The organism is Paenibacillus favisporus (assembly GCF_040545415.1).
Classification (GTDB): Bacteria; Bacillota; Bacilli; order Paenibacillales; family Paenibacillaceae; genus Paenibacillus_AQ; species Paenibacillus_AQ favisporus.
In genome coordinates, this window is record NZ_JBEPLV010000001.1 from 1,440,531 (window position 1) to 1,462,795 (window position 22,265).

Sequence of the window (22,265 nt, forward strand, 5' to 3'; positions counted from 1 at the left end):
TGTATATGGAATGTAATCAATGATCTCTTTTGATGCGCGGAGTCACCCCTTACAATGAAATCATGATCGATGCCATTGTATATGCAGGGGGGAAGAACATTGAAAGCATTAACGGCTGTACTATTAGGCGCAGGCAGTAGAGGAAGATACATCTATGGACCGTATGCGGAAAAATTTCCGAACGAGCTGAAGTTTGTTGCAGTTGCCGAGCCGGATGATGAACGCAGACAACATTTTGCCGAGATTCATCAAATCGCTGAAGAGCATGTTTATCATTCATGGGAACAAGCATTCGAGCAGGGAAAAATAGCCGACGTGATGATCATCTGCACGCTTGATCGGATGCATTATATACCCGCATTGAAAGCGCTGGAGCTTGGCTACCATGTCATGCTGGAGAAACCGATGTCACCGAATGTGCAGGAATGCATCGAACTGGGGCAAGCTTCTCTTAAGAATAAGCGTTTGCTGGCGGTGACGCATGTGCTTCGCTATTCCCCGTTCTGGTCGGGCATCAAGAAATGCATCGAGGATGGGGAGCTGGGGGCAATCGGCACCATTCAGCTGACAGAGAACGTAGGCTATCACCATATGGTTCATAGCTACGTACGCGGCAATTGGCGTAACTCTGAGGAAACAAGCCCGATGATTTTGGCCAAATCCTGCCATGACCTGGACCTCATTTCCTGGTTGATGGATGAGCCGTGCACAGCGGTCAGCTCCTTTGGCTCATTGCTTCATTTTAAAGCCGAGAACGTGCCGGAGGGTGCAGCCGACCGCTGCATCGATGGTTGCGAAGCAGAGAGGGAATGTGCCTTTTCAGCGATTAAAATGTATTTGGAGCAGCCTGCCGATCATTGGGCGCGCTATATGACGCACGATTTATCACAGGAAGGCATTATCCGGGCGCTTAAGGAAGGACCGTTCGGCCGCTGCGTCTATCGCTGCGATAACAATGTTGTCGACCATCAGGTCGTCAATATGGAATTTGCCAGCGGTGCCAACGCTAGCTTTATTATGTCGGGATTAACCAAGAGCGCTACTCGCCGTGTGCAGATGATGGGTACGCAGGGTGAGATCATTGGTGATATGGATAAGGGCTCATTTACGCTGTACCGCTATACGACGGGAGAAGAGATTGAAATTAAATGCAGCGTTCAGGGAGACGGTCACGGCGGAGGGGATGAGCGCATGGTGAGCTCCTTCCTCCAAAATGTACATAAGTTTGATCGCAACATGACCCAAGGCCTTACATCGGCTACAGCTTCCTTGCAAAGCCATTTGATGGCCTTCGCTTCCGAACGATCTCGTCTGCAGCAGGGCAGAAGCATCAAGCTGACAGAGATGTTTCAGAAGGAAGAAGCGGGCGTTTGATTGTTGAAATCTGCGAGACGATGTGGGAAAGCCTAATATTCAACAGAATCACTCGCGGCGAAGTAATCATGGCGGATATCCGCGGCGTCCGGGCTTGGGAAGCGCGTGCCCCGGATGCTGCGTAAGTTCGCGAGTAAAGAAGGAAATAGGGAATGATGATTTTTGTTTATGAAAGCGATTTCATAATAACATTAAACCAAACCATGTATGGAGGGACAAATGAAGAAAACAAAAATGAAAGCCCTTTCAGTACTGCTAGCCGCTGCCGTTATGCTTACCCCTGTCGTTCAACCGACTGCCGCGCTCGCCATTCCCGAGGCTCAGGACATCATGCATGCTTCAGCTGTCGGGCCAAATGTCCTGCCACCCCAACTGCAAGAAGAAAATGGCGAAAAGCCCCCAAATGTCACCGATGCCGTTTACCGCCAGGATTCCGGTACGCCCCCACAGGGGCCCCAGGAGGAAGAAGCCGCTAGTCGGATGGCTGCATCCTCCACGTTCAGCGGAACCAATTTGGCTCTGAATAAACCGGTTTTCGCTTCCGGCAGCGAAGTAGACTATTTGAATCCGGAGCTTGCCGTGGACGGGAAAGGAAACACCAGATGGTCTTCCGCAATAGAAGATGACCAGTGGTTTTACGTTGATCTTGGCGAACCGCAGGATATCGACCGCGTCGTCATTCGCTGGCAAACCCCTGCCGACACTTACAAAATCCTTGTGTCGGCCGACGGTGAGAACTGGGAGAACGTCAGGGATAATGACGGCATTATACAATGCAAAGGTGGTGTCGAAACGATCGACTTCTCTGTGCGAGAGGCAAGGTACGTAAAATTCCAAGGTGTCAAACGGGCGCCTGTCGAAGGCACGCTGTACGGATACTCTTTTTATGAGTTCGAAGTGTACCAATTACATGATTTGCAAACGATTATCGACAATGTCTCTGCGTCATTGAAGGTCCAGCCTGGACAAACGAAACTCGATTGGTCGGATGTGGACGTGCCCGAGGGTTATCAAATCAGCCTGTATGGAAGCGACCGCCAGCCTGTTATCGACCAGGACGGCCAAATCCGTACACCGCTGGTGGATGCCAAAGTCAATCTCATCGTACAAGTGGAAGATGAGAAAGACCCGAACCGGAAGCTGATTTCATGGAACATTCCCGTTGTGGTGCCGGGACAGCATAAGCAAACTCCGGATCGGAACGTCGAACCGGACGTCATTCCTTCCCTGCAGGAATGGTACGGGGATACTGGCAAGTATACACTAAAAAACTCTTCGCGCATCGTCGTGAATCCGCAAGACGAATCCACTCTGCGGAATGCGGCCGAGCTGACACGCCAGGATTTGCTGGATTTGACCGGATATGATCTCAAGATTGTGACCGGCAAACCGAAGGCCGGCGATTTGTACTTGTCCATCGACCCATCCCTGACACGGCTCGGCGAAGAAGGCAACCGGTTCAAGGTCGGCGATTACGTTTCGATCGCTTCCGTGTCCGCCAAAGGAGCGTTTTACGGTACGAGAACCGCGCTGCAAATCATCAAGCAGCATCCGGACCGGACGATTCCGAGAGGCGAAGCCATGGATTATCCGAAATACGCCCAGCGCGGATTGATGATCGACGTCGCGCGCAAGTTTTACACGATCGATTTTCTCCGAAATTACGTGAAACTGTTGTCCTGGTACAAAATGAACACATTTCAAATCCATTTGAACGATGACGTCGGCACACCGTTTGCGGACGGCACGACGGCCGCTTTCCGTCTCGAAAGCACCACCTATCCAGGGCTGGCGAGTCCGAACGGCCATTATACGAAGCAGGAATTTAAGGATCTGCAGCTGCTGGGCAAGAAATACGGCATAAACATCATTCCGGAGATCGATACGCCGGGGCATTCCCGAGCATTCACTTCCTACAATCCGGCGCTTGGAAATGACCGGGGGCTCGATATAACCAAACCGGAAACTGTTCAGTTCGTTAAATCTTTATGGGATGAATATGTGGACGGGAATGATCCGACGTTCATCGGTCCGGACGTCAACATCGGCACAGACGAATACGGTGGAAATACCGAAGTGTTCCGCGGATATATGGATACCCTGATCAAGCATATCAACAGCAAAGGCAAACATCCGCATTTGTGGGGCGAACTTACACAACATAACGGCACGACGCCGATCAGCACCGAAGCTACCATGAACATTTGGCATGAACCTTATGGTTCTCCGCAGCAGGCAGTGGATCTCGGCTATGATGTCGTCAACACCCAAAACGTATTCATGTATATCGTCCCTACTCTATACGGCGACTATTTGAATTCCCAATTCATCTACAATGAGTGGGAGCCGGTGAAGTGGGAAACGACGACACTTCCTTACGGCCATCCGCGCGTCAAAGGCGGCATGTTCTGCTTATGGAATGACGTGTCCGAAGCCAACGGCCTGTCGATGGACGATTCGCATGAACGTCTGCTTCCGGGGATTCAAGCGGTCTCGGAAAAAATGTGGACCGGAACGAGGGATGACCGATCCTACGAGAAATTCGAGCAGCGGGCGAAGGCAATCGCCGATGCGCCAAACGCCGACATGTCCCATAAAATCACCGTAAGCAACAATGAAAACAAAGTCATTTCGTATCTTTTTGAAGACAAATTCAAGGACGAATCCGGCAACCGTTTTGACGGCAAGGGCGTGAACGTCACTATGACGGAAGGAAAATACGGCAATGGTGTTCGACTGAATGGCGGGAAGAGCTATATCCAAACGCCAATCGATGCCTTAGGTTTCGGCTGGACGGTTTCGATGTGGATCAAACCCGACAAAAACAACCCCGATAACGCTGTATTGATGGAATCACCGGCTGGAACGCTAAAATTGAAGCAAGGCAGCAGCGGCAAGCTTGGTTTCACGAAGGAGCATTACGACAGTACGTTTAACTACTCGGTTCCGGAAGGCAAGTGGACGCATATCACGTTGAAGGGCGACAAAAAAGGCGTGACACTGTTCGTTAATCTGGACGAATACGTGGAAAGGCTGGAGGAACAATATCCGAAATTAAATACGTTTGTACTCCCGACCCTCCGGATCGGTAGCGAAACGAATGCGTTTAAGGGCGTGTTGGATAGCGTCATGATCTACAACAAACCGATCGAACTGCTCAGCGGCGAGAATTTGGCGCTCCATCAGGTTACGGAGTCGTCCGAACTCGAATTCCCGTATTACTCTTCCGACAAGGCGGTTGACGGGGATATGTCTCCACTCTCCAGATGGTCTAGCGCTTACGTAGATGACGCTTGGTTTGTCGTCGATCTGGGCGCGCCAAAAGACGTCGGCAAAGTCATCATCAAGTGGCAAGGAGCCTACGCCGAAACATACCAGCTGCTCGTATCCACGGACAAAATGAATTGGACGAATGTGTCCGGCAGTGACGGAGTGATTACGTCTAAGGGTAATCTGCTGGATATCATTACGTTCGATCCGCAGCAGGCGCGTTACGTCAAATTCCAGGGAGTGAAACGCGCCACCGTATTCGGAAATTCCTTCTTTGAATTCGAGGTGTACGGACCCGATCATATTCAGGAGTACAAGCAGCTGATTGCGCAGATGGAAGATCTACTGAAGCAAACGGACGACGGAACGCTACGTAAACTGCTGCAAGTGCTGAATCGTTATCCGTACGACGCGACGGCCGACCTGGGGCCACTGCGAGATTTGGTGAACGGCATGCATTCCAAATGATTTATTGGTAGATCATTTGGAACAAAAAAGCTTGGTCATTTGACCTGGCTTTTTATTTATCTGGTATTTGATGACTTTTTTCTTCTTTTTGTGTATCTGTTAAAGCTCCATCTTTGAATCGGACTGTCCATAGATGTGATTTATCATCGAACTTTATATCTGTTGGAACAAATATTTTGATTTCTGCGGCTTCCTTGCTATCGATAGCTTCACGTATAACCTGCTCTTCAGACAATTTAGCCTTGTCTGGTTTTATGCTCGGTAATACAGTTACCTTCTTAGCTCCCGACAGACCAGGATAAGATGTTGCCATTTCTCCTTTAAAGAGAATCTTAACTTTTTGACCAACTTGTGCATCATCAGGGAAATTCGAAACCCATACAGCATCGTAAAATTCTCGATTCCCACTTGAACCCAAATCTTCTGGTATAGGATTGACCACAAGAACTCTTTGCGGTTCTCTTTTTATTACATACCATTCAATATTTTCAGATGGGTCATTCCCTTTTTTAACTGTTTCCTTAGGAGGGACTGCGGGTTTATTGAAACAGCCTGTCAAAGTAAATAGCATCACAAATATTAGTAGAATGAACCTCAGTTTCATTCGAATCACTCCTTTAGTCTATTCACCGTTTATTTTCCAGAATTAGTTGCAATATCCTTTCTGCCTCTTGAAACTGAAATAGAATAAGGCTAGGCTTTCCCAACGTTATCTAAAGTATATGATATCCTACAACGTAAACTGTCTGTAAAGCCGACGATAAAACGAATGAACGGAAAGGATAGATCGTCGTATGAGCCGGGCGACCCGAGCAAGTTCTACAACAATTCAAAGAGTCCATCCTGCTACTGGGAGTGCTGACCAATGAAAACCGTCAAGCTATTATTATGGTGCTGGCACAGAAGCGATATCAGGCTATATCAACCTCAATCTAACCAAGAGTGAAGACATGTTTGAACTAACGGAAACGATAGTTCAAAATTAAACGCGAAAAAACGACAGCCGGCATAAAGGCTGTCGTTTTTTCCATTTGCCCTACTTATTGCTATTGCGGTACCCGCAGCGGAGCCTGCCGTGCATTCCCGACGAACTCCTGTATGACCTCATTAAACTTGTCGCGTTCGTCGTAGAATGAGCCGTGGCCGCTGTACATGAACGGCACGAGCTGCGAATGAGGGATTAACCGCTGCATCTCCTCCGCCTGGCTGAATGGAATGACCTGGTCGTGAATGCCATGCACGATCAGTGTTGGAACCTGGATGTGTGACAGGTCGGCAGTTAAATCAAAGTCCCGCAGCATGACGATGATCGCGGCCGTCGACCACCCGGCAGCCTGCATGCCCATCTGAATAAACCAGTCCGCGAATGGCTTGCTGATGTACCGGAAGAAAAAAATGTCGGTCACGCCGAGCATCATGTTAGCCCGGTCGTTCAACGACTGCTTCAGCAGCTGCGCTGCTGTCTCTTTGGTGAAGCCGCGCGGCGCCGCCGCGTCGATCAGTACGAGTTTGGATACGCCGCCGCCATTGTAACGCACGACGTATTTGATCGCGATCGCCCCACCGGTCGAATGCCCGGCGAGCACGAAGTCTTTCAATTGCAGCGCATCAACGACGGCCCGAATATCGTCCGCAAGCCGTTCTAAATGATATCCACCGTAGGGTCGGTCCGACTTGCCGAAGCCACGCCAGTCGATGCCGATGCAGCGGTAACCCATACCTGGCAGCACGTTGAACTGATATTCGAACTGGTCATGATTGAGCGGCCAACCATGAAGAAACACAATTGTTTTGCTTCCTGCCGGGTTGATGTCCTCCACATAGAGTTGTACCCCCGGCTCAACTGTCACATAGTATCCCACTGTCAATGCCTCCGTAAATCAAAATCCTTTCCTGATAGGATACGCGCCCAGCGCCCAAACGTGAATGCCCTGTTGTGGCGTATCCGCGTCCCGAAAGACGGCTGGAGTGTGTGACGGTCCTTTTCGTTCAACTCATGACTGGATAGATCAATAGCGAGTAAGGGGCTGCCTCGCAGGAGACGGCCTTTTTTATGGGCAAAAAAAGAAGCCGCTGAGGGCTTCTTATTCTTTATGAAACGTATTCTTGATGAATTCCTGTTCCTCTTTCTCCGTAAGAACGCCTTTCGCTTTCCCAATCGACCCATTTTCGATCATCCAAAAAAAGTTGTGATCCTCATCGACGGTAGAAAAGTCGCCGGCCTCCCATTTCTTCGCGATATCGAGCATCCTTGCGTAATTAATCCAACTCGTCCCCTTGACTTGAATGATCTGTTCCAGCAGCTGCACCCGTTCCGGCGTCATTTCGATTGAGACCCACTTTTCCTTGGCCTTTACCTTTTGATGGGTCATATGGTGCATGATATTGACGACGTCACTCTCCGCAACAACGATCTCGGGTTTTAAAGCGTCTTTCAGCACCAGATCAACTTGGTCGTTGTCATCCGTGCGAAGGTTCCCAAGGTCGGTTCGGGTTTGCCCAGGCTTCGGAGCCGGTGCAGGAGTTAGATTCTCGGCTTGTTTACGATCCTCCGGGTCAGTCACTAAAGCATCTATGAAGTGTTTGACAAAAAGGCCAGTTCCAACAACGACGGCAATGGCTGCCACGACAACAACCGTGATAACCCATCTCTTTTTAGTGGACATTTAGAGATTCTCCCGTTAAGTTTGTGTACTTCGTCATTAAATACACTATAGATTTCGGACTATATTCCGTCAATAGTCTGGGAACTTAGAAAAGAACCTGATGATGTAGCTCTTAATGCCAATGGAGAGCGCTGTAAGAAGGCAGATTTGTTGGGTCAAGCAGGTCAGAATTGTGGGTGTCGTATCGGGCTCTCTAAACAGTATCACATTTTGACATGATTCATCGTTATGATTAACCCATCAAGAAAAACAAATGAATTGATCAAATCAAAAAAAGGAGCTGGGATGATGGCAGCATTTACTATTGAGGAGAAAGACAGCTTTATCGTTGTAGGGATTGGAACGGAACTGAAGAGCGAGTACACGGACTATGCGGGCATGAACAAGGAGAAGGAAAACTTCTCGCGAACCGTGGAGCAGGATGGAAGGCTTGACGCATTAAAGACTGTCGCTGCGAACGACTACATCTTCGCCGTAAACGAACTGGTAAACGGTAAGAGAATGTATTATGTCGGCGTCATGACAGAAGCATCGTTATCGGAAGAACACAGAGTGATCCAATTCCCTAAAGGACCATACCTCGTCATTAAAGGCGAAGGGAAGACGGCAGATGATTTAAGTCGTACGCTTACCGGCATTGCCTTTGGTCAAATTTTACCCGAAGCCGAAAACTTCGCCTATGTCGGCGGGCCCAATGCAACGGTCGAGATGGGCCACCGTGACAACCTTGTATATGGGGAAATGTGGATCCCGGTTGTGAAGAAGTAAATAAAACAAAACCTTAGGAGGAATGAAAATGAATACGATGACCAGTAATGAAAAAATAACGAAGGTTGAATCCCGTCGGATCGGAAAGACGGCCGCTTATTGGACTGTCACCATCATTCTCGCATTCTCTATTGCATTAAGCGGGATCGGGCAATTGATGCGATTGGGTGGCAATGTTGATTTAGTGACTCATATTGGTTACCCGTTATATATTACTTACATTCTCGGGACTTGGAAATTGCTTGGAATCCTTGCGATCGTCATGCCAGGTTTCCCCCGTCTTAAGGAATGGGCTTACAGCGGTATCTTTTTTCTAATGACGGGCGCCACCTTATCTCATGTGTTCGCTCACGATTACGGGGTTGGTGGGTTCAATGTAATTCTTCCGCTTTTCTATGCCGCGCTTGGCATAGCTTCCTGGGCACTGCGTCCAAAAAGCCGCAGACTCTAATTAAGGCGTGACATGACGCCACCTCATTCGTGATCCGATAGACTGCCCTTGCCTAAAATTAGGTAGGGGAGCTGCGGGGGAGGGCAATTGGTTGCCCTCTAAACAGTATCATGTTTTGACATGATTTATGGTTATGATAAGCCTATCAAGTGATCAAACCAATGAATTGATCCATTCAAAAAAAGGAGCTGGAATGATGGCAACGTATACCTTTGAGGAAAAAGACAGCTTTAGCGTTCTTGGTATTGGGACGGAGCTGAAGAGCGATTACACGGATTATGCCGGCATGAACAAGGAGAAGGAAAACTTTTGGCGGTCCGTGGAACAGGATGGAAGACTTGAAACGTTAAAGGCTATTGCTGCGAACGACTATATTTTTGCGGTAAACGAAGCGGTAAATCACAAGATGATGTATTATGCTGGCGTCATGACAGATTCGTCGATCCCGGAAGAACACAGAGTGATCCAATTCCCAAAGGGACAATACCTCGTCGTTAAAGGCGAAGGGAAGTCGGCAGATGAGTTGAGTAATACGCTTACTGGGATTGCCTTTGGTCAAGTCCTGCCAGCAGCCGAACATTACGCTTATGTTGGCGGACCCAATGCAACGGTTGAGATGGGGCAGCGAGACGGCTTTGTATATGGGGAAATGTGGATTCCGGTTGTCGAAAAGTAAACGAGATTAGCAAGAAGCATGAGGAGCTTTCTTATACGCTAAAAACCCCGTTTCTATGTAAAGAAGCGGGGTTAATTTATTTTTCACTTCTATAAATAATCGCACTAAAAGGTCGAGTAATCTGTTCTGTGCCGCTTATCAGTTATCGCCAGCTTCTTTACCGGCCTTGCCGTCGGCCAAATCGTCCTCTGACGTATCTTCCGAAATGGAACCACCCTCCGTGGAGGAGGATGAAGCATCCTGCGATGTCTCGTCATCCTTGACCGGCTTCAGCGTCAGCTGGACGGAACGCTTCCCATTCTTGTCCGTGACGAGCTGCTCACTGACGTATCCTTCCCCTTGGACGGTAACCGAGCATTTCAGCAGGGTCAAAATATCCAGCGCATCGCGCAGCGATTCGCCTTTTAGGTCCGGCACCGTCATTTTATCGGTCTCCTCCGTGAGCAGATAGATGCGCTGACCCGGACTCATCGGCGTCCCCGCTGCCGGGAACTGCCGGATGACCGAGGCCCCCTTGCCAATGGACTCAAAATCGACACCGGCGTTCAGCAGCTTTTGTTTGGCGTCCTTCACCGCCAGCTTCGTCAGCGTCGGAGCCGCAGGACGTTCCACCGTCGTTTTGCCATCGGACGTTTTTTTGGTGTTTGACTTCGGCACACCCATGTACGGCAGGGCCTGGGACACGATTTTTTTGAAAATCGGAGCCGCCACTTTGCCCCCACCGACATCCGGATCATTCGGCTGATCGACAATGACAATAAGGGCGATTTTCGGATCGTTCACCGGTGCAAAACCGATAAAGGAAACGACGGATTTCGAATAATCCGGTTTTTTGTCGGGACCGTATTTGACCGCGGTACCTGTTTTACCGGCCACACGGTAACCTTCGATATATGCGTATTTTCCGGTACCGATCGCCCGGTCTGCCACGACCTGCTCCAGATAGCTGCTCGTTTCCTTTGCGGCTTTCGGGGAAATAACCTGCCGGACGACGTCGGTCTTGGTAGATTTGATAACTTTACCATTATCCGGATCTGTGATTTCTTTTAAAATATGAGGTTTTAAAAGCTTTCCACCGTTTGCTACCGCGCTGATCGCCGCCAGCTGTTGAATCGGCGTCACGGACACGCCGTGGCCGTAAGAAGCAGTTGCCACTTCGACCGGACCCGGAAGGTTGATCGTCTTGGAAATTTCGCCGGGAAGCTCAATGTCTGTCTTCTGGCCGAAACCGAAGTCGTTGATATATTTCAGCAGCCGGTCTTTCCCGAGCATTTCCGATCCCAGCTTGACAAACGCAACGTTACTGGACCGTTTCACGCCTTCCAGGTACGTGATCTGCCCCCATCCCGAGCGGACAATGTCATGAAGGGGCGTATGAGTCCCTTTGACATAGATTTGTCCGGACTGGTAAGTGGCGTTCGGGTTAAACAACTTCTCCTGCACCGCACCGGCGAGCGTCACGATCTTGAACGTGGAACCCGGCTCGTATGTAGCCTTCACGGCATAGTTGAAAAAGTCCTTCTGATCCGTCGCGGGATCCCAATACGTATTCGGGTTGAACGTCGGTAGATTCGCCATCCCGAGAATTTCCATTGTCTTCGGATCGGCCGCAATGACCGTCATGCTGATTGGCTTGTACTGCTCATACGTTTCTTTCATCGCGTCTTCGATATAATACTGGATCGTATCGTCGATCGTCAGCTTTACATTTTTACCATTAACAGCCGGCTTGTACACCATATTTGCTTGGGGAAGCTGGTCTCCATGCCGGTCGCTCTCGTATTTCATTTCTCCGGGGGTACTTTTGAGGTAATCATCCAGACTTGCCTCAAGTCCGGCTACAGCCTCACCGTCCCGGTCGGTATAACCCAAAATATGAGCAGCAAGTGTTCCCTTTGGATAATACCGCTTCTGCTCCTTAAGCAAACCCAGCCCGGTCTCCATTCCTTTTTTTTCTTTCTCAAGCTGGTCCATTAACTTTTTGTTGAAATCAGCGATCTGAGACTTTTTCGTTTCGTTAATTTTCCACCCTTCATTCCGGACTTCACGGTTTTTATGGTATTTGCCTTTTTCGTCCTTGGCTGTTACAAGTGCCTTAAGCTCGCTTTCATCCTTGCCCAAAATGCTGTGCAGTCCCTCGACAATCTCGTCCTCCAGCCCGTTCTCGTGGATGACAGCGGGATTGACGATGACCGTATAAGCTGGCACATCGGATGCGAGAACATCGCCGTTCCGGTCCGTGATCATGCCGCGGGTTGCCGGAATCGGGACCTTTTTCGTCCACTGGAATACCGCCCGCTCGTGCCAGTCTTGTCCTTTGACAACCTGCAGCGTAAATATCCGAATCAACAGAACAACAAAAAGAAGGGTAATAAATCCTCCTATGAGCAGCGCGCGAAGCTTTATTCTTTTAATCATACTCAGCCCTCACAAGTTCTGTACCCTCAATGTAAATGTTAAATTTCTCTCCGTGTTTCTTACGGATATCCTTTTGTTCTTTGTAGCTCTGGCTTATGAAGTTGCTTTCAGTACGGTTTAATTTCGCCATAATATCACCCCAGGACAATTTTAATAGAAAAATCCCTAATTGGCTATACTTGGAAAACGCCTTTCGACAAAGACGGACGGAGATACAAAGTTAAACTGGCTTCAGGCATGAAGCTAATGGGCAGGTTAGTCACAATAATATGATATATTTGGGTAAGGATTAAAGGAAAATATGGCGCTCAATAAGGAGGGCAGAGCAGGGATGGCAACCACAATAGGGCTCATTCGACATGGGGTTACCGAGTGGAATCACCTTGGCAGGGCTCAAGGTATATCAGATATACCTCTAAACGAAACAGGAATACAACAAGCAACGGCATTGGCTAATAGACTCAAAAGTGAAACATGGGACATGATTTTCTCCAGTAATTTGAGCAGAGCTAGGCAAACTGCTGAAATAATACGGCAATTATTAGGAGCAGCCTCTGTGTTCACTGATGAACGTATTAGAGAGATAAATTGCGGGCTAATTGAAGGTACCACCGAGGAAGAACGTATTGCTCGGTGGGGAGTGAAGTGGCGTGAGCAAAAACTTGAGATGGAAGATTTCAAAATGGTTGCCAAGCGTGGGCTATCATTTCTCGAAGAAGTGAGTATCGGTCATGCTGGAAAGAAAATTTTAATTGTAAGTCATGGAGCATTGATTGGTTTGACATTGCAGCATCTTTTGCCGCAACTGTTCGAAAAAACATATATAGATAACGCTTCATTAACTGTTCTTACGCGTATAGAAAACGAGTGGGAATGTCAATTGTATAACTGCACCAAACACTTTTAGTAACTATGAGAATAATTTAACGGGGTTGTTAGGAACTGATCAAAATGACTGGTTTTGATAAATGAACGGACGGAGCCAGATTTGATTTTTAAAGATTGGGAGGGAAGAGCATGAAAGATCAGCGTTCAACCTACAATATCCAAAGTGCTGTCTTAGGGTTTCAAGAGGAAATCGAGCGGTTGAAAGTACAAGCAACGATGGGTTGGCAGAAAGAGTTACGAGCCTTAAAATGGTACGGATTGCAAAATGGTATGAGTGTATTGGAAGTTGGCAGCGGACCTGGATATATAACTGAGCAATTACTTAATAGCTTACCCGACAGTCATATTACCTCTCTCGAAATCGATAGTACTTTACTCGAACAAGCCAAAAAATTACTAAGTGACGTTCCACCTGAACGAATAAAATTTGTGGAGTCGTCGGTTTATCATACGGATCTACCCGATAATTCATTTGACTTTGTAGTAGCACGATTAATTTTTCTCCACTTAAACAATCCACTTGAAGCGGCACAAGAGATTTATCGAATAATAAAGCCTGGTGGGAAACTAGTAATCATTGATATTGACGATGGAGTGTTTGGTACGGTAAACCCGGAAATCCCTTCATTACATAATATATTAAAGAAAATCTCGGATTATATTGCACAGAAAGGTGGAAATCGATTCATAGGCAGAAGTCTACCACGTCTCTTATTAAAGAGTGGATTTATTGATATAGATATTGATTCAATAATTCAACATAGCGATGTACATGGTATAGATGGGTTTAAACGACAATTGGATATAAATCGGTTTGCACATTTTTATAAAAATGGTGTGATAAATTCAGATGAATTTGAACAAATGAAACAGGCTTCTGATGCGATTAATAATAATTCACCTGATGCATATGTGATGATGAATTTTATTACTGCATGTGGTACAAAGCAGCATTGATAAGATGTAAGAAGGGCTCCAATTTAGCTGACGGGTATCGATTAACGTAAGGGTCAGATCTAGCCCATTGGGCGTATAATGGAACTGGAAGGTTTATTAGAGTTAATAACAGGGCGAGGTTAATTATGACAATAACAAAGTGGACTACGAAAATATTTTCAGTATCGGTGATTGTTACTTTGCTGAATCAGTTAATTTTCTCAGATATCTACTTATCCGACCAATTATATAAATTCTCGTATCCATGGGGCGATGTTTATTGGATTGGTACAGGATTAATTGGAATGATATTTGGCGTAATCGGTGTGATTAGCCTCGGGAGTCGGATGCTATTCTCTATAATTTCAATACTTGAAATCCTTTGGGGATTTGTACTTTTAGTTTTACTTTTTTTGGCTTTAGGAATCACTTCAATGTAATTTATATCCTTTCCTTATGGTCGACATAATCTTAGAAATTATTGGGGGAAATTAAAAATGTGACTTTCAATGATCCTTATTTCCTTGGTCACTTCCCCGATTATCCCGTGATGCCTGGAGTGTTGAGTATCCGAAATGTGAAATCAACTCTTGGTCGTTTATATATTTTTTAAGGAGAACTCATGAATGGTGACATCTTTGGAGACCCAATTAGATCGTGTTATCTGTAAGCAAGATTTCCCCGTTGGTGGAGCTGTTGTCGTAGTCAAAGATGATCAAGTTTTATATGGCAAGGGGTTTGGAAAATCCCGATTGGGTAGGAATGAAAGAGACTTTACAACGGACACCATTGTTAGTATTCAGAGTATATCGAAGAGCTTTACAGCAGCAGCATTATTGCAACTTGTGGAAAAAGGGCTTCTTGAACTCGACACTCCCCTTGTAAAGTATCTTCCATATTTTCGAACAACTGATAAATTGATGAGTGACTCGATTACAGTCAAACAATTGTTATCACACACCGCTGGATTCTCGGGCGATCTAGGGATTGGTAATTTAATGTCTCCCAACGCATCCGAGTTTAATGTTTTTGAAAGTCTGAAGGCACATTTTGGGATTACCAATGCTGTCCTTCAAAGTATCAATAAGCGTGAGGACGTAACTAAATACTTCAATTCAGTTGCTTTATCTTATCCGCCGGGCTCCCACTGGAGTTATTGCACGGACGCTTATATTGTGGCAGCTGATCTATTTGAGAAGGTTAGCGGACTTATTTGGGATGACTATATGGAGAATGTCTTGTTTAAGAGTTTCAAGATGAACAGGACCACACTGTATGTTGAACGGGTGCAGCAAGAAGAAGATAGTGCTCAATATTACACAGCAACAGATAGCATTTTACATAACATTATCAAGCCAAATGCTAATATGGATGTGTTTGAGTCTCCGTTTCCAGTAAACCTTTTGGGTGCCCCGATGGGGTTCATATATTCAACTGCAAATAACTTAGGTGGATATTTATCATCATATATGAGTATGCATCCTTTCATGCCCCAGTCTATGATCGACCTCATGTATGAGCCGGTGTGGAAGTTTGATAGTGAAAATGGCTACGCTTTAGGTTGGGGGACAAGAGAGGTGGGGAGCCGTACTTTTATTGAGCATGGAGGCGGATTTCCGGGTGTTAGTGCCTACGTCAGTATGGCTCCATCTGACAGAATGGGTGTAGTCGTTGTATCCAATCATGATAAGACACCAACTCAAAAGATTTGTTATAAAGTTTTAGACACGATATTTTAAAATAGCTGAAAAGTACGGTCAATAAAGTTGAATATTTGATCGTTCTTTAACCATGAATTACCAGCTAAAAAAAGAAATGAGAATAAATATAGCAACGGAGTTCAGTAATGAAATACATATGGCAAAACAAACGGCAGCCGGCGAAAATGTTCGACAACCTTTTGAAATTAAGTAGGGCTTGTATTAATTATTATTTATATACAAAATAATTAACAAGGAGCTCAGCCTAATGTTTGAATTCGAACCCAAATGGTATTGGATTAGTTTGATTATGCTATTAATTATAGTTCTTGTTCTTTGGTTCTCAGGGCTATGGAAATACTCTATGTTAGTTGTTGCAATTATGAATGGTCTTACTTCAATCCGCTTTTGGAAGGAAAAAGAAGAAAATAGGCACATTGCTTTTCTTATCGCTGCTGTTTTATTTTTATTATCATTTTTTATATCTTTAAATAAGCCTTAATTTATAGAAGGTAATCTAATTAGGTAATTTTATTCATTAAATTTAGAATCAATCCGGACAATTCTACCGGCAGTTGAATAAAGCAGATGTGCCGATTCAACCAACGCTTGATAGGATGACGTTTTTGGAAATGTTATGCTGTTTTCGACAGGGCGCACTGTACATTTGTTTAATCGGAGGTAGGTAAACGATGCTCGACTTACGTAAAATTGGAGCTTATATTTCGAAGCTTCGCAAAGACCGGGATCTGACACAATTGGAACTTGCCGATCAACTGAATGTAAGCCATCAGGCGGTATCGAAATGGGAACGGGGCGACTCGCTACCGGATATCGGAACGCTTCCGCAGTTGGCTAGATTATTCGGCAAAACAGTAGATGACATTTTAAATGCAGGAGATCACACAGAAGTTCGGGAGCACCTGCACCTAGGAACGATCGTGGAGGAGTTCGCAGAGAACAAGCCGGAACAAGTTGCAGAGAGAGTTAATGCCGGTGAGGTGGAACTGGAAGAGCTTGTAGAAGTAGCGCCGTTTGTAAAAGCAAGCGCTTTGCATAAGGTGACTGAACGATTAGACAGCAGCGTCCTTAAGTTAGATGTGATCTTGAGTCTGGCACCGTTCCTCGGAACAGATACATTGGATGAACTGGTTCGTCAAGTAGAAGGAAGCGAAATTCTGTGGGACGCCATTACCGGACTTGCTCCATTCGTTAGCAGTGACACATTAAACCGACTGGTAGATCAATCGATTGACGGCTCTTTAGAAGTGGATCGTATTGTTGAAATTGCTCCGTTTCTTGGAAGAGAACAAGTAGATCGGTTAGTACAACATGTCGAAGAGGGTGGCTTGAGCTGGCATTTGGTTCAAGAGCTGGCACCTTTCATCAGCAAAGAGACATTAAATCGTTTGGTAGACCGGGTTGTAGACGGCACCATTGATGCGAACCGGATCGTAAGCCTCGCCCCTTTTCTGGGTAGGGAGCAGGTGGATCGGTTGATACTAGAAGCTGAAGAAGGCAGCGTGAGCTGGAATGTCGTGAATGAACTGGCACCCTTCATTAGCAGAGAGACATTAGGTCGTTTGGCAGATCGGGTTGTAGACGGCACCATCGATGCAAACCGGATCATTAGCCTCGCCCCTTTTCTGGGCAGGGAAAATCTCGAAAAGTTGATTGCTGGGGTCGAAGTTGAACATCTTAGCCCGGATCTGCTGGCGAGTCTTGCTCCTTTCATCGATCAAGGGACATTGAGCAGAATGGTAACAAACTTATTAAATAAAGTAAAATAGCCGCGGAGATCGGAGCTTGGTGATCCAGAGACCGCCGGCGATCCCTAGAGGTAACCGCTTGAAATCCGGTTTTTCATCGATTTTCGGATCATTGAACCAGCAAGGTGCTGGTTGGTCACCTAGGTAACCACCTTAAGTTAACGGGGGGGCAATACGACGGCATCCGGCCAAAATCATCGGCTGCCGTCGCAATGTTAAAAAGGCGTGATCGTACAACATTCGGTTGACGAAGATGTCACGCGCTGAATATAACAACTGGTGCTACAACCGCATAAACCAAGGCAGATCCTGCGTTTCAAACAGATCCTGAGCCGTTTAACTTTGCCTATTGTCGGCGGATGTAACTACTTGAATTCGGTACTTTATTTCCTTGATCGAATCTGGGGATATCGCGGGTTCCATTGCACTACGCAAACCATTTTGAATGGCACGATCCCATTCCACTTCATTCTCCTGTAAGTATTCATATACCGCATTCGGGAGATCTACGACTAACTGGACCTGTTTGGGATCTCTGGCGGGATTGATTTTGGCCAACCACTCAAGCTCGTTTTCAGATGCATTGATATGCACTGGTTTTTTACGGGATTTGGGCCGGGGTGAGACCCTTTTTGAACGGACCTTATCTTTTTTGTTCGCCATAAGCCTTTTCCTCCTTACTCACATTGGATAAATCAGTCTATGCATCCGATGGGATTTTGGGCCGGGCGAGAGGGCTCTTATGTAACCATGGCATGGACGGGGCATGAGGAATTTGCGGATGCAGATCACATCCAACGAAAGATAATGACATAAAGGCCTCCCCTTCAAGACATATGAAGTGGAGAGGCCTTCAAATTAAATTGAAATCGGATGGGTAACTCATTCAGATGAACCTTATCACATAGGACACAAAATTAAGGTATGTTTTTTACATAGGCTTGATTTTGTTAATAAACACTCTATAATTATGTTTAATAGATTAAACCAATGAACTTAAGAGGTGATTGGGATGAGCCAGCAAACGGAGGATATTCTACAACAATTTAAAGATTGTATCCCTCTATTGGAGGTGCTGACCGATGTAAACCGTCAAGCTATAATTATGCTGTTAGCACAGAACAAATCGGGACTTAATGTGAATACAATAGCAGGACATATCAATTTGTCCAGACCAGCCGTATCCCATCATTTAAAGGTATTGAAACAGTCTGGTTTTATTAAATCCGAAAAAAAAGGCGTAGAAAACTACTATGTGTTGACTGTCCGTAAACCACTTGAACAACTCAAGTCATTAATTACTGCCGTTGAAGACGAATGCGATGGGTCTCAATGATTAACCAAAGAGGTTAAGCTCTAGTGGCTTTTACTCAACATTTGGTTTAACTGTTTAAACCAATAATCATATTATTAGGAGTGATTTGAAATGAAAGCTATGATCATTAAAAAGTACGGGAAAAATGTTCCATTAGTCATGACTGAACAACCTATGCCGAATATCGGAGAACATGATGTACTGGTGGAAATTCATGCAGCTAGCTTAAATCCTATTGACTATAAGATTAAGGAAGGGAAAATGAAATTATTATTGAATTACAAGTTTCCTCTAATTTTGGGGAATGATTTCTCAGGAGTCGTAGTCAAGGTTGGCAGCCGGGTCAATACTTTTAAACCTGGGGATGAAGTTTACGGAAGACCACGTAAGAACCGGATTGGAACATTAGCTGAGTTTATTGCTGTTCATGAGGAAGATATTTGTCTGAAGCCGGAGAATCTCACCTTTGAAGAGGCGGCATCGATACCGCTGATTGGACTTACGACTTACCAAGCATTTGTTGATATTTTAAAACTTCAAAAAGGCCAAAAAATCTTGATTCACGCAGGTTCGGGAGGCGTAGGGACCTTCGCCATCCAACTGGCCAAGCTGATGGGTGCATTTGTTGCTACAACTGCAAGTGAAAAAGGCTACGAGTTGGTCAAATCGTTGGGGGCTGATCTAATGATTAATTATAAAAAAGAGAATTTTGAAGAAATTCTTAACGGATATGACGCTGTTTTTGATACTTTAGGTGGAGAAGCTTTGGACAAATCATTCCGCATACTGAAACCAGGCGGACAAATTGTATCCATTTCCGGCATGCCGAACGCCAGATTTGGAAGAGAGGCGAAATTGGGTTGGGTGAAAACATCCATTTTATCCATCGCGAGCCGTAAGATCAAAGCCAGAGAGAAAAAGAGCCAAACGAAGTATCACTTCCTTTTTATGAAACCGAGTGGAGAACAATTAAAGGTTATAAAGGGGTATATTGAAGGCGGACTCATTAAGCCGATTATTGATAAGGTGTATCTTTTGAAAGATGCCGAGCAAGCCTTTCATTACCTGGAAAGCGGAAGAGCTAAGGGAAAAGTAGTTATTAGAATTAAGTAAAGTAAGACGACAAGAACATAAGTTGGCTCATTCAGTTTAGTTATGAAATACACTTAAGGCACACAATGCCCATTTTGATGTAAGTAAAAAATTAATAGCTTAAATCAACGTTTTAGTAGAACAAGGATATTTTAACGGAGCCCGCCATGGGACTTTTTCGATTTTCGTGCGTTCTATCTTTAGACGATACAGTCTATAGAATTTCTATGGAGGAGTGGCCGATTCATGGCAAAGACGCAATTGGAGGATATCGCCGTACGTTTGCGCAACGCCCGTATTAACCGAAAACTAACGCAAATGGAAGTATACCGTTTGACGCAGATCAACAATAAAACCTTGAGCGCGTATGAAACCGCAAAAACCGAACCGGATCTGGTATCGCTGTCCAGGCTGGCCGACCTGTACAAGGTGTCCACCGATTGGATTATTACCGGATTTGAGTTCAAAGGAACAGGCAGGTCAGAAGATGCAGAGGCCGAAATTGACCGGCTCAAGGACAAGCTTAAGGCACGAGAGCAGATCATCCGGGGAATCCGGGAACTCGTCTCGGAGTGAAAAGGAAGAATTGGTTAGCCTTAATTGATATGAATTACGAATACAAGGTTGGCGCTTTTAACGTTGATAGGGCTTATAGATCTGTCCCTGGATTGGAAAGATAAAGAGGGGTTTGAGAAATGGAGACACGAGTTATCCTTATGGAGCCGTGTGTTTTTTTGCCTGGAAGGAACGAGCAGAATTATTAATTTGAGTATTAGAAAGACGACAAGAACAACATACATGTTCAATAGCCGCGTAGTTGCGGCTTTTTGTACTTTAACGATAATGCAACAATATCCTTATATTATCGTTCTATTAGTAGGTAATCAAAAAATGATAGAAAAGGAGTTTAGTTAATGAAGATGCGGAGTATTCTCACAGCTGTATTGTTTTCAATAGGCTTAATCGCACTTGACGTTCCCGTTACTGCAGCACCTTTTCCCGACTCTGTAAAAGTAGGGTATCCAAATGGAAGTGAAGCAACATTAAGCTATGGAGATTACACAATAGATAATGGAAATATCTTGGTGAATCCCACTTATGTAACGGGCGCACTCCCTTTTATTGTACCAGGTAAAGGGATCTGGTGGGACAATACGAAGAAAACTCTGATATTTGCATTTACCGATTCTGACGATTATATAAAGGAGCGAATTAAAATTAAAATCGGGGAAAAAGAATTTAAAGATAAAGGCAAGATCTTTGAGCTTCGTCAAGAAGCGATTTTGAAAAATGGGCGTGTATATTTGCCAATCAGAGGAATTGCAGAGGCATACGGAAAGAAAGTTCATTATACAAAGAGTAATGGATTAATCAACATTTTGATTCAATAATAAACTCTTTTTAGGGAGACAAGAAAGAGATGGAAATAAATAAGGCTGAAGATAACACTGCAGGTGAAAATGGAAATTAACATAAGTTATTCGCTTAATTACTATCCGTGAGTAGGAGGAAAATTTGAAAAAATTACTTTTTGTTACAGTATTGCTGACAATTGCCATGACAGCAAATGCCTGCAGTATAAGAACACCAAATGTGATATTAATTCCGGAAGGTTACGTGGGTTGGGTGCAGATTATTTATAGTCAGCCAGATGGAGAGAGATTTGAAAAGAGAGATGGTAAAAATATCATCCATATATCTAAAGATGGAATCTGTAAAGCATCTGATTCGGAACCAGAATATGGTACGGCCACAGATGAATATTATTATGTTGATGATAATGGGAATCGCAAGGAAATCGATATGGAGGAGCTTATCCATAATCACACTATAGGAGAAGGCAGTTATCATGATAATAACAGCAGTAAGCTATATCCTATCGTTGAAAAGTTCTTTGTTGGTACCGAGGAGGAAGCTAAAAAGATACCCGCTCCTGAATATCCGGGCGACTTGGAACCGATCAATTAATGAAGGTAAACGCGATTTCTCTGTCACAAGAATATAGCTCATAGAAGACATTTCAAGGTGGCCTGCTTTTTGGCCGACTGCCGTTTCCTAAGAATCCGGTCAAATAAGCAATGATAGCCCGGCGATGGATCTCGCCCAACCAATTAGGCAGACGCATGTGGAATCTTATCGTTATGACCCCCATTATGAAGTATACTCATGCTGGTAATGGACAACGCTTAAGGTTAAATAACTATTTTCTTGCGCGGGAGGTCATCGCTAATTGAAATTTGAACTTGGGCGTTGCTTGCTGAATGAACGATTGATGGAATCCGGAAAGTCAGCGGAATGGCTGGCAAAAGACTTGCTTTTTAAACCGGAACGGGTTTATGACTTTATTGAAAACAAAAGAGTGATGCCACTCAAAGTCGCCATATCGATCGCCGATTCCATCGGCTGTGATGTTCGTGACTTGTATGAATTAATCCCGAACGAATAAAAAGTAAAAGGAGATGGGAAGGGTCTAG

At 45.3% G+C, this 22,265-nt stretch carries 22 protein-coding genes and 1 pseudogene; 18 read left to right on the forward strand and 5 right to left on the reverse strand.

Annotated elements, in window-relative coordinates:
- Positions 1-99 precede the first annotated feature (99 nt).
- The 3 genes from ABID47_RS06740 (at position 100) to ABID47_RS06750 (ending at position 5,112) form a co-directional block, all read left to right on the forward strand.
- Complete coding sequence (locus tag ABID47_RS06740) at positions 100-1,374, forward strand: Gfo/Idh/MocA family protein (RefSeq protein ID WP_354495391.1); 1,275 nt, start codon at positions 100-102, stop codon at positions 1,372-1,374.
- Complete coding sequence (locus ABID47_RS06745; RefSeq protein ID WP_354495392.1) at positions 1,371-1,499, forward strand: hypothetical protein; 129 nt, start codon at positions 1,371-1,373, stop codon at positions 1,497-1,499. The genes ABID47_RS06740 and ABID47_RS06745 overlap by 4 nt, the downstream gene beginning before the upstream one ends.
- A gap of 94 nt (positions 1,500-1,593) precedes the next feature.
- Positions 1,594-5,112, forward strand: coding sequence for a discoidin domain-containing protein (locus ABID47_RS06750; protein ID WP_354495393.1), 3,519 nt, complete (start codon positions 1,594-1,596; stop codon positions 5,110-5,112).
- A gap of 52 nt (positions 5,113-5,164) precedes the next feature.
- Here ABID47_RS06750 and ABID47_RS06755 read toward each other — a convergent pair whose 3' ends face one another.
- The 3 genes from ABID47_RS06755 to ABID47_RS06765 all read right to left on the reverse strand — a co-directional run bounded on the left by ABID47_RS06755 (position 5,165) and on the right by ABID47_RS06765 (position 7,778).
- Positions 5,165-5,716 carry a DUF3221 domain-containing protein gene (locus ABID47_RS06755; RefSeq protein WP_354495394.1) on the reverse strand — a complete coding sequence of 184 codons (552 nt, stop codon included), beginning with the start codon at positions 5,714-5,716 and terminating at the stop codon, positions 5,165-5,167.
- A gap of 442 nt (positions 5,717-6,158) precedes the next feature.
- The gene (locus ABID47_RS06760) at positions 6,159-6,974 is read right to left on the reverse strand and encodes an alpha/beta fold hydrolase (RefSeq protein WP_354495395.1); all 816 of its coding nucleotides are present in this window, start codon (positions 6,972-6,974) and stop codon (positions 6,159-6,161) included.
- 222 nt (positions 6,975-7,196) lie between these two features.
- Complete coding sequence (locus tag ABID47_RS06765) at positions 7,197-7,778, reverse strand: DUF6241 domain-containing protein (RefSeq protein WP_354495396.1); 582 nt, start codon at positions 7,776-7,778, stop codon at positions 7,197-7,199.
- A 288-nt stretch (positions 7,779-8,066) separates the two neighbouring features.
- On the opposite strand from ABID47_RS06765, the gene ABID47_RS06770 reads away from it, so the two are divergent.
- The 3 genes from ABID47_RS06770 to ABID47_RS06780 all read left to right on the forward strand — a co-directional run bounded on the left by ABID47_RS06770 (position 8,067) and on the right by ABID47_RS06780 (position 9,673).
- Positions 8,067-8,546 (forward strand): GyrI-like domain-containing protein, encoded by a 480-nt coding sequence (locus ABID47_RS06770; protein ID WP_354495397.1) that lies wholly within the window; start codon positions 8,067-8,069, stop codon positions 8,544-8,546.
- A 28-nt stretch (positions 8,547-8,574) separates the two neighbouring features.
- Positions 8,575-8,997, forward strand: coding sequence for a DoxX family protein (locus tag ABID47_RS06775; RefSeq protein ID WP_354495398.1), 423 nt, complete (start codon positions 8,575-8,577; stop codon positions 8,995-8,997).
- Between the two features lie 196 nt (positions 8,998-9,193).
- Complete coding sequence (locus tag ABID47_RS06780; RefSeq protein WP_145133029.1) at positions 9,194-9,673, forward strand: GyrI-like domain-containing protein; 480 nt, start codon at positions 9,194-9,196, stop codon at positions 9,671-9,673.
- Positions 9,674-9,811: 138 nt separating this feature from the next.
- Here the strand turns inward: ABID47_RS06780 and ABID47_RS06785 are convergent, their stop codons facing one another.
- Positions 9,812-12,091, reverse strand: coding sequence for a penicillin-binding transpeptidase domain-containing protein (locus ABID47_RS06785; protein WP_354495399.1), 2,280 nt, complete (start codon positions 12,089-12,091; stop codon positions 9,812-9,814).
- Positions 12,092-12,422: 331 nt separating this feature from the next.
- On the opposite strand from ABID47_RS06785, the gene ABID47_RS06790 reads away from it, so the two are divergent.
- The 6 genes and pseudogenes from ABID47_RS06790 to ABID47_RS06815 all read left to right on the forward strand — a co-directional run bounded on the left by ABID47_RS06790 (position 12,423) and on the right by ABID47_RS06815 (position 17,405).
- A complete protein-coding gene (locus tag ABID47_RS06790; RefSeq protein ID WP_354495400.1) occupies positions 12,423-12,998 on the forward strand; it encodes a histidine phosphatase family protein in 576 nt (191 codons plus the stop codon).
- A gap of 110 nt (positions 12,999-13,108) precedes the next feature.
- On the forward strand, positions 13,109-13,936 hold the full coding sequence (locus ABID47_RS06795; RefSeq protein WP_354495401.1) for a class I SAM-dependent methyltransferase: 828 nt from the start codon (positions 13,109-13,111) through the stop codon (positions 13,934-13,936).
- A 435-nt stretch (positions 13,937-14,371) separates the two neighbouring features.
- A pseudogene (locus tag ABID47_RS06800) lies at positions 14,372-14,486 on the forward strand (3-hydroxyacyl-ACP dehydratase FabZ); the annotation flags it as partial.
- Positions 14,487-14,541: 55 nt separating this feature from the next.
- Complete coding sequence (locus tag ABID47_RS06805; RefSeq protein ID WP_354495402.1) at positions 14,542-15,654, forward strand: serine hydrolase domain-containing protein; 1,113 nt, start codon at positions 14,542-14,544, stop codon at positions 15,652-15,654.
- A 229-nt stretch (positions 15,655-15,883) separates the two neighbouring features.
- On the forward strand, positions 15,884-16,117 hold the full coding sequence (locus ABID47_RS06810) for a hypothetical protein (RefSeq protein ID WP_354495403.1): 234 nt from the start codon (positions 15,884-15,886) through the stop codon (positions 16,115-16,117).
- A 190-nt stretch (positions 16,118-16,307) separates the two neighbouring features.
- Positions 16,308-17,405, forward strand: coding sequence for a helix-turn-helix transcriptional regulator (locus tag ABID47_RS06815; protein ID WP_354495404.1), 1,098 nt, complete (start codon positions 16,308-16,310; stop codon positions 17,403-17,405).
- A 315-nt stretch (positions 17,406-17,720) separates the two neighbouring features.
- On the opposite strand, the gene ABID47_RS06820 is transcribed toward ABID47_RS06815, so the two are convergent.
- Entirely contained in the window at positions 17,721-18,047 is a 327-nt protein-coding gene (locus ABID47_RS06820) for a hypothetical protein (RefSeq protein ID WP_354495405.1), read from the reverse strand.
- A 349-nt stretch (positions 18,048-18,396) separates the two neighbouring features.
- Here ABID47_RS06820 and ABID47_RS06825 point away from each other — a divergent pair, with 349 nt between their 5' ends.
- From ABID47_RS06825 to ABID47_RS06850, 6 genes are all read left to right on the forward strand, one after another.
- Positions 18,397-18,720: an ArsR/SmtB family transcription factor gene (locus ABID47_RS06825; RefSeq protein ID WP_354495406.1), complete on the forward strand. Its 324-nt coding sequence runs from the start codon at positions 18,397-18,399 to the stop codon at positions 18,718-18,720.
- 90 nt (positions 18,721-18,810) lie between these two features.
- Positions 18,811-19,812, forward strand: coding sequence for an NADP-dependent oxidoreductase (locus ABID47_RS06830; RefSeq protein WP_354495407.1), 1,002 nt, complete (start codon positions 18,811-18,813; stop codon positions 19,810-19,812).
- Between the two features lie 225 nt (positions 19,813-20,037).
- Positions 20,038-20,367: a helix-turn-helix domain-containing protein gene (locus ABID47_RS06835; protein ID WP_354495408.1), complete on the forward strand. Its 330-nt coding sequence runs from the start codon at positions 20,038-20,040 to the stop codon at positions 20,365-20,367.
- 338 nt (positions 20,368-20,705) lie between these two features.
- Complete coding sequence (locus ABID47_RS06840) at positions 20,706-21,182, forward strand: stalk domain-containing protein (protein ID WP_354495409.1); 477 nt, start codon at positions 20,706-20,708, stop codon at positions 21,180-21,182.
- A gap of 124 nt (positions 21,183-21,306) precedes the next feature.
- Positions 21,307-21,759, forward strand: coding sequence for a DUF6843 domain-containing protein (locus ABID47_RS06845; RefSeq protein WP_354495410.1), 453 nt, complete (start codon positions 21,307-21,309; stop codon positions 21,757-21,759).
- A 262-nt stretch (positions 21,760-22,021) separates the two neighbouring features.
- Positions 22,022-22,237 carry an XRE family transcriptional regulator gene (locus ABID47_RS06850; protein WP_354495411.1) on the forward strand — a complete coding sequence of 72 codons (216 nt, stop codon included), beginning with the start codon at positions 22,022-22,024 and terminating at the stop codon, positions 22,235-22,237.
- Positions 22,238-22,265 lie beyond the last annotated feature (28 nt).

What these genes read in the sequence shown, in the direction of transcription:
- ABID47_RS06750 (WP_354495393.1), top strand. Translation starts at nt 1,594, where the DNA reads ATGAAGAAAACAAAAATGAAAGCCCTTTCAGTACTGCTAGCCGCTGCC.
- ABID47_RS06755 (WP_354495394.1), bottom strand. Translation starts at nt 5,716, where the DNA reads ATGAAACTGAGGTTCATTCTACTAATATTTGTGATGCTATTTACTTTG.
- ABID47_RS06765 (WP_354495396.1), bottom strand. Translation starts at nt 7,778, where the DNA reads ATGTCCACTAAAAAGAGATGGGTTATCACGGTTGTTGTCGTGGCAGCC.
- ABID47_RS06770 (WP_354495397.1), top strand. Translation starts at nt 8,067, where the DNA reads ATGGCAGCATTTACTATTGAGGAGAAAGACAGCTTTATCGTTGTAGGG.
- ABID47_RS06775 (WP_354495398.1), top strand. Translation starts at nt 8,575, where the DNA reads ATGAATACGATGACCAGTAATGAAAAAATAACGAAGGTTGAATCCCGT.
- ABID47_RS06780 (WP_145133029.1), top strand. Translation starts at nt 9,194, where the DNA reads ATGGCAACGTATACCTTTGAGGAAAAAGACAGCTTTAGCGTTCTTGGT.
- ABID47_RS06785 (WP_354495399.1), bottom strand. Translation starts at nt 12,091, where the DNA reads ATGATTAAAAGAATAAAGCTTCGCGCGCTGCTCATAGGAGGATTTATT.
- ABID47_RS06790 (WP_354495400.1), top strand. Translation starts at nt 12,423, where the DNA reads ATGGCAACCACAATAGGGCTCATTCGACATGGGGTTACCGAGTGGAAT.
- ABID47_RS06795 (WP_354495401.1), top strand. Translation starts at nt 13,109, where the DNA reads ATGAAAGATCAGCGTTCAACCTACAATATCCAAAGTGCTGTCTTAGGG.
- ABID47_RS06805 (WP_354495402.1), top strand. Translation starts at nt 14,542, where the DNA reads ATGGTGACATCTTTGGAGACCCAATTAGATCGTGTTATCTGTAAGCAA.
- ABID47_RS06810 (WP_354495403.1), top strand. Translation starts at nt 15,884, where the DNA reads ATGTTTGAATTCGAACCCAAATGGTATTGGATTAGTTTGATTATGCTA.
- ABID47_RS06815 (WP_354495404.1), top strand. Translation starts at nt 16,308, where the DNA reads ATGCTCGACTTACGTAAAATTGGAGCTTATATTTCGAAGCTTCGCAAA.
- ABID47_RS06820 (WP_354495405.1), bottom strand. Translation starts at nt 18,047, where the DNA reads ATGGCGAACAAAAAAGATAAGGTCCGTTCAAAAAGGGTCTCACCCCGG.
- ABID47_RS06825 (WP_354495406.1), top strand. Translation starts at nt 18,397, where the DNA reads ATGAGCCAGCAAACGGAGGATATTCTACAACAATTTAAAGATTGTATC.
- ABID47_RS06830 (WP_354495407.1), top strand. Translation starts at nt 18,811, where the DNA reads ATGAAAGCTATGATCATTAAAAAGTACGGGAAAAATGTTCCATTAGTC.
- ABID47_RS06835 (WP_354495408.1), top strand. Translation starts at nt 20,038, where the DNA reads ATGGCAAAGACGCAATTGGAGGATATCGCCGTACGTTTGCGCAACGCC.
- ABID47_RS06840 (WP_354495409.1), top strand. Translation starts at nt 20,706, where the DNA reads ATGAAGATGCGGAGTATTCTCACAGCTGTATTGTTTTCAATAGGCTTA.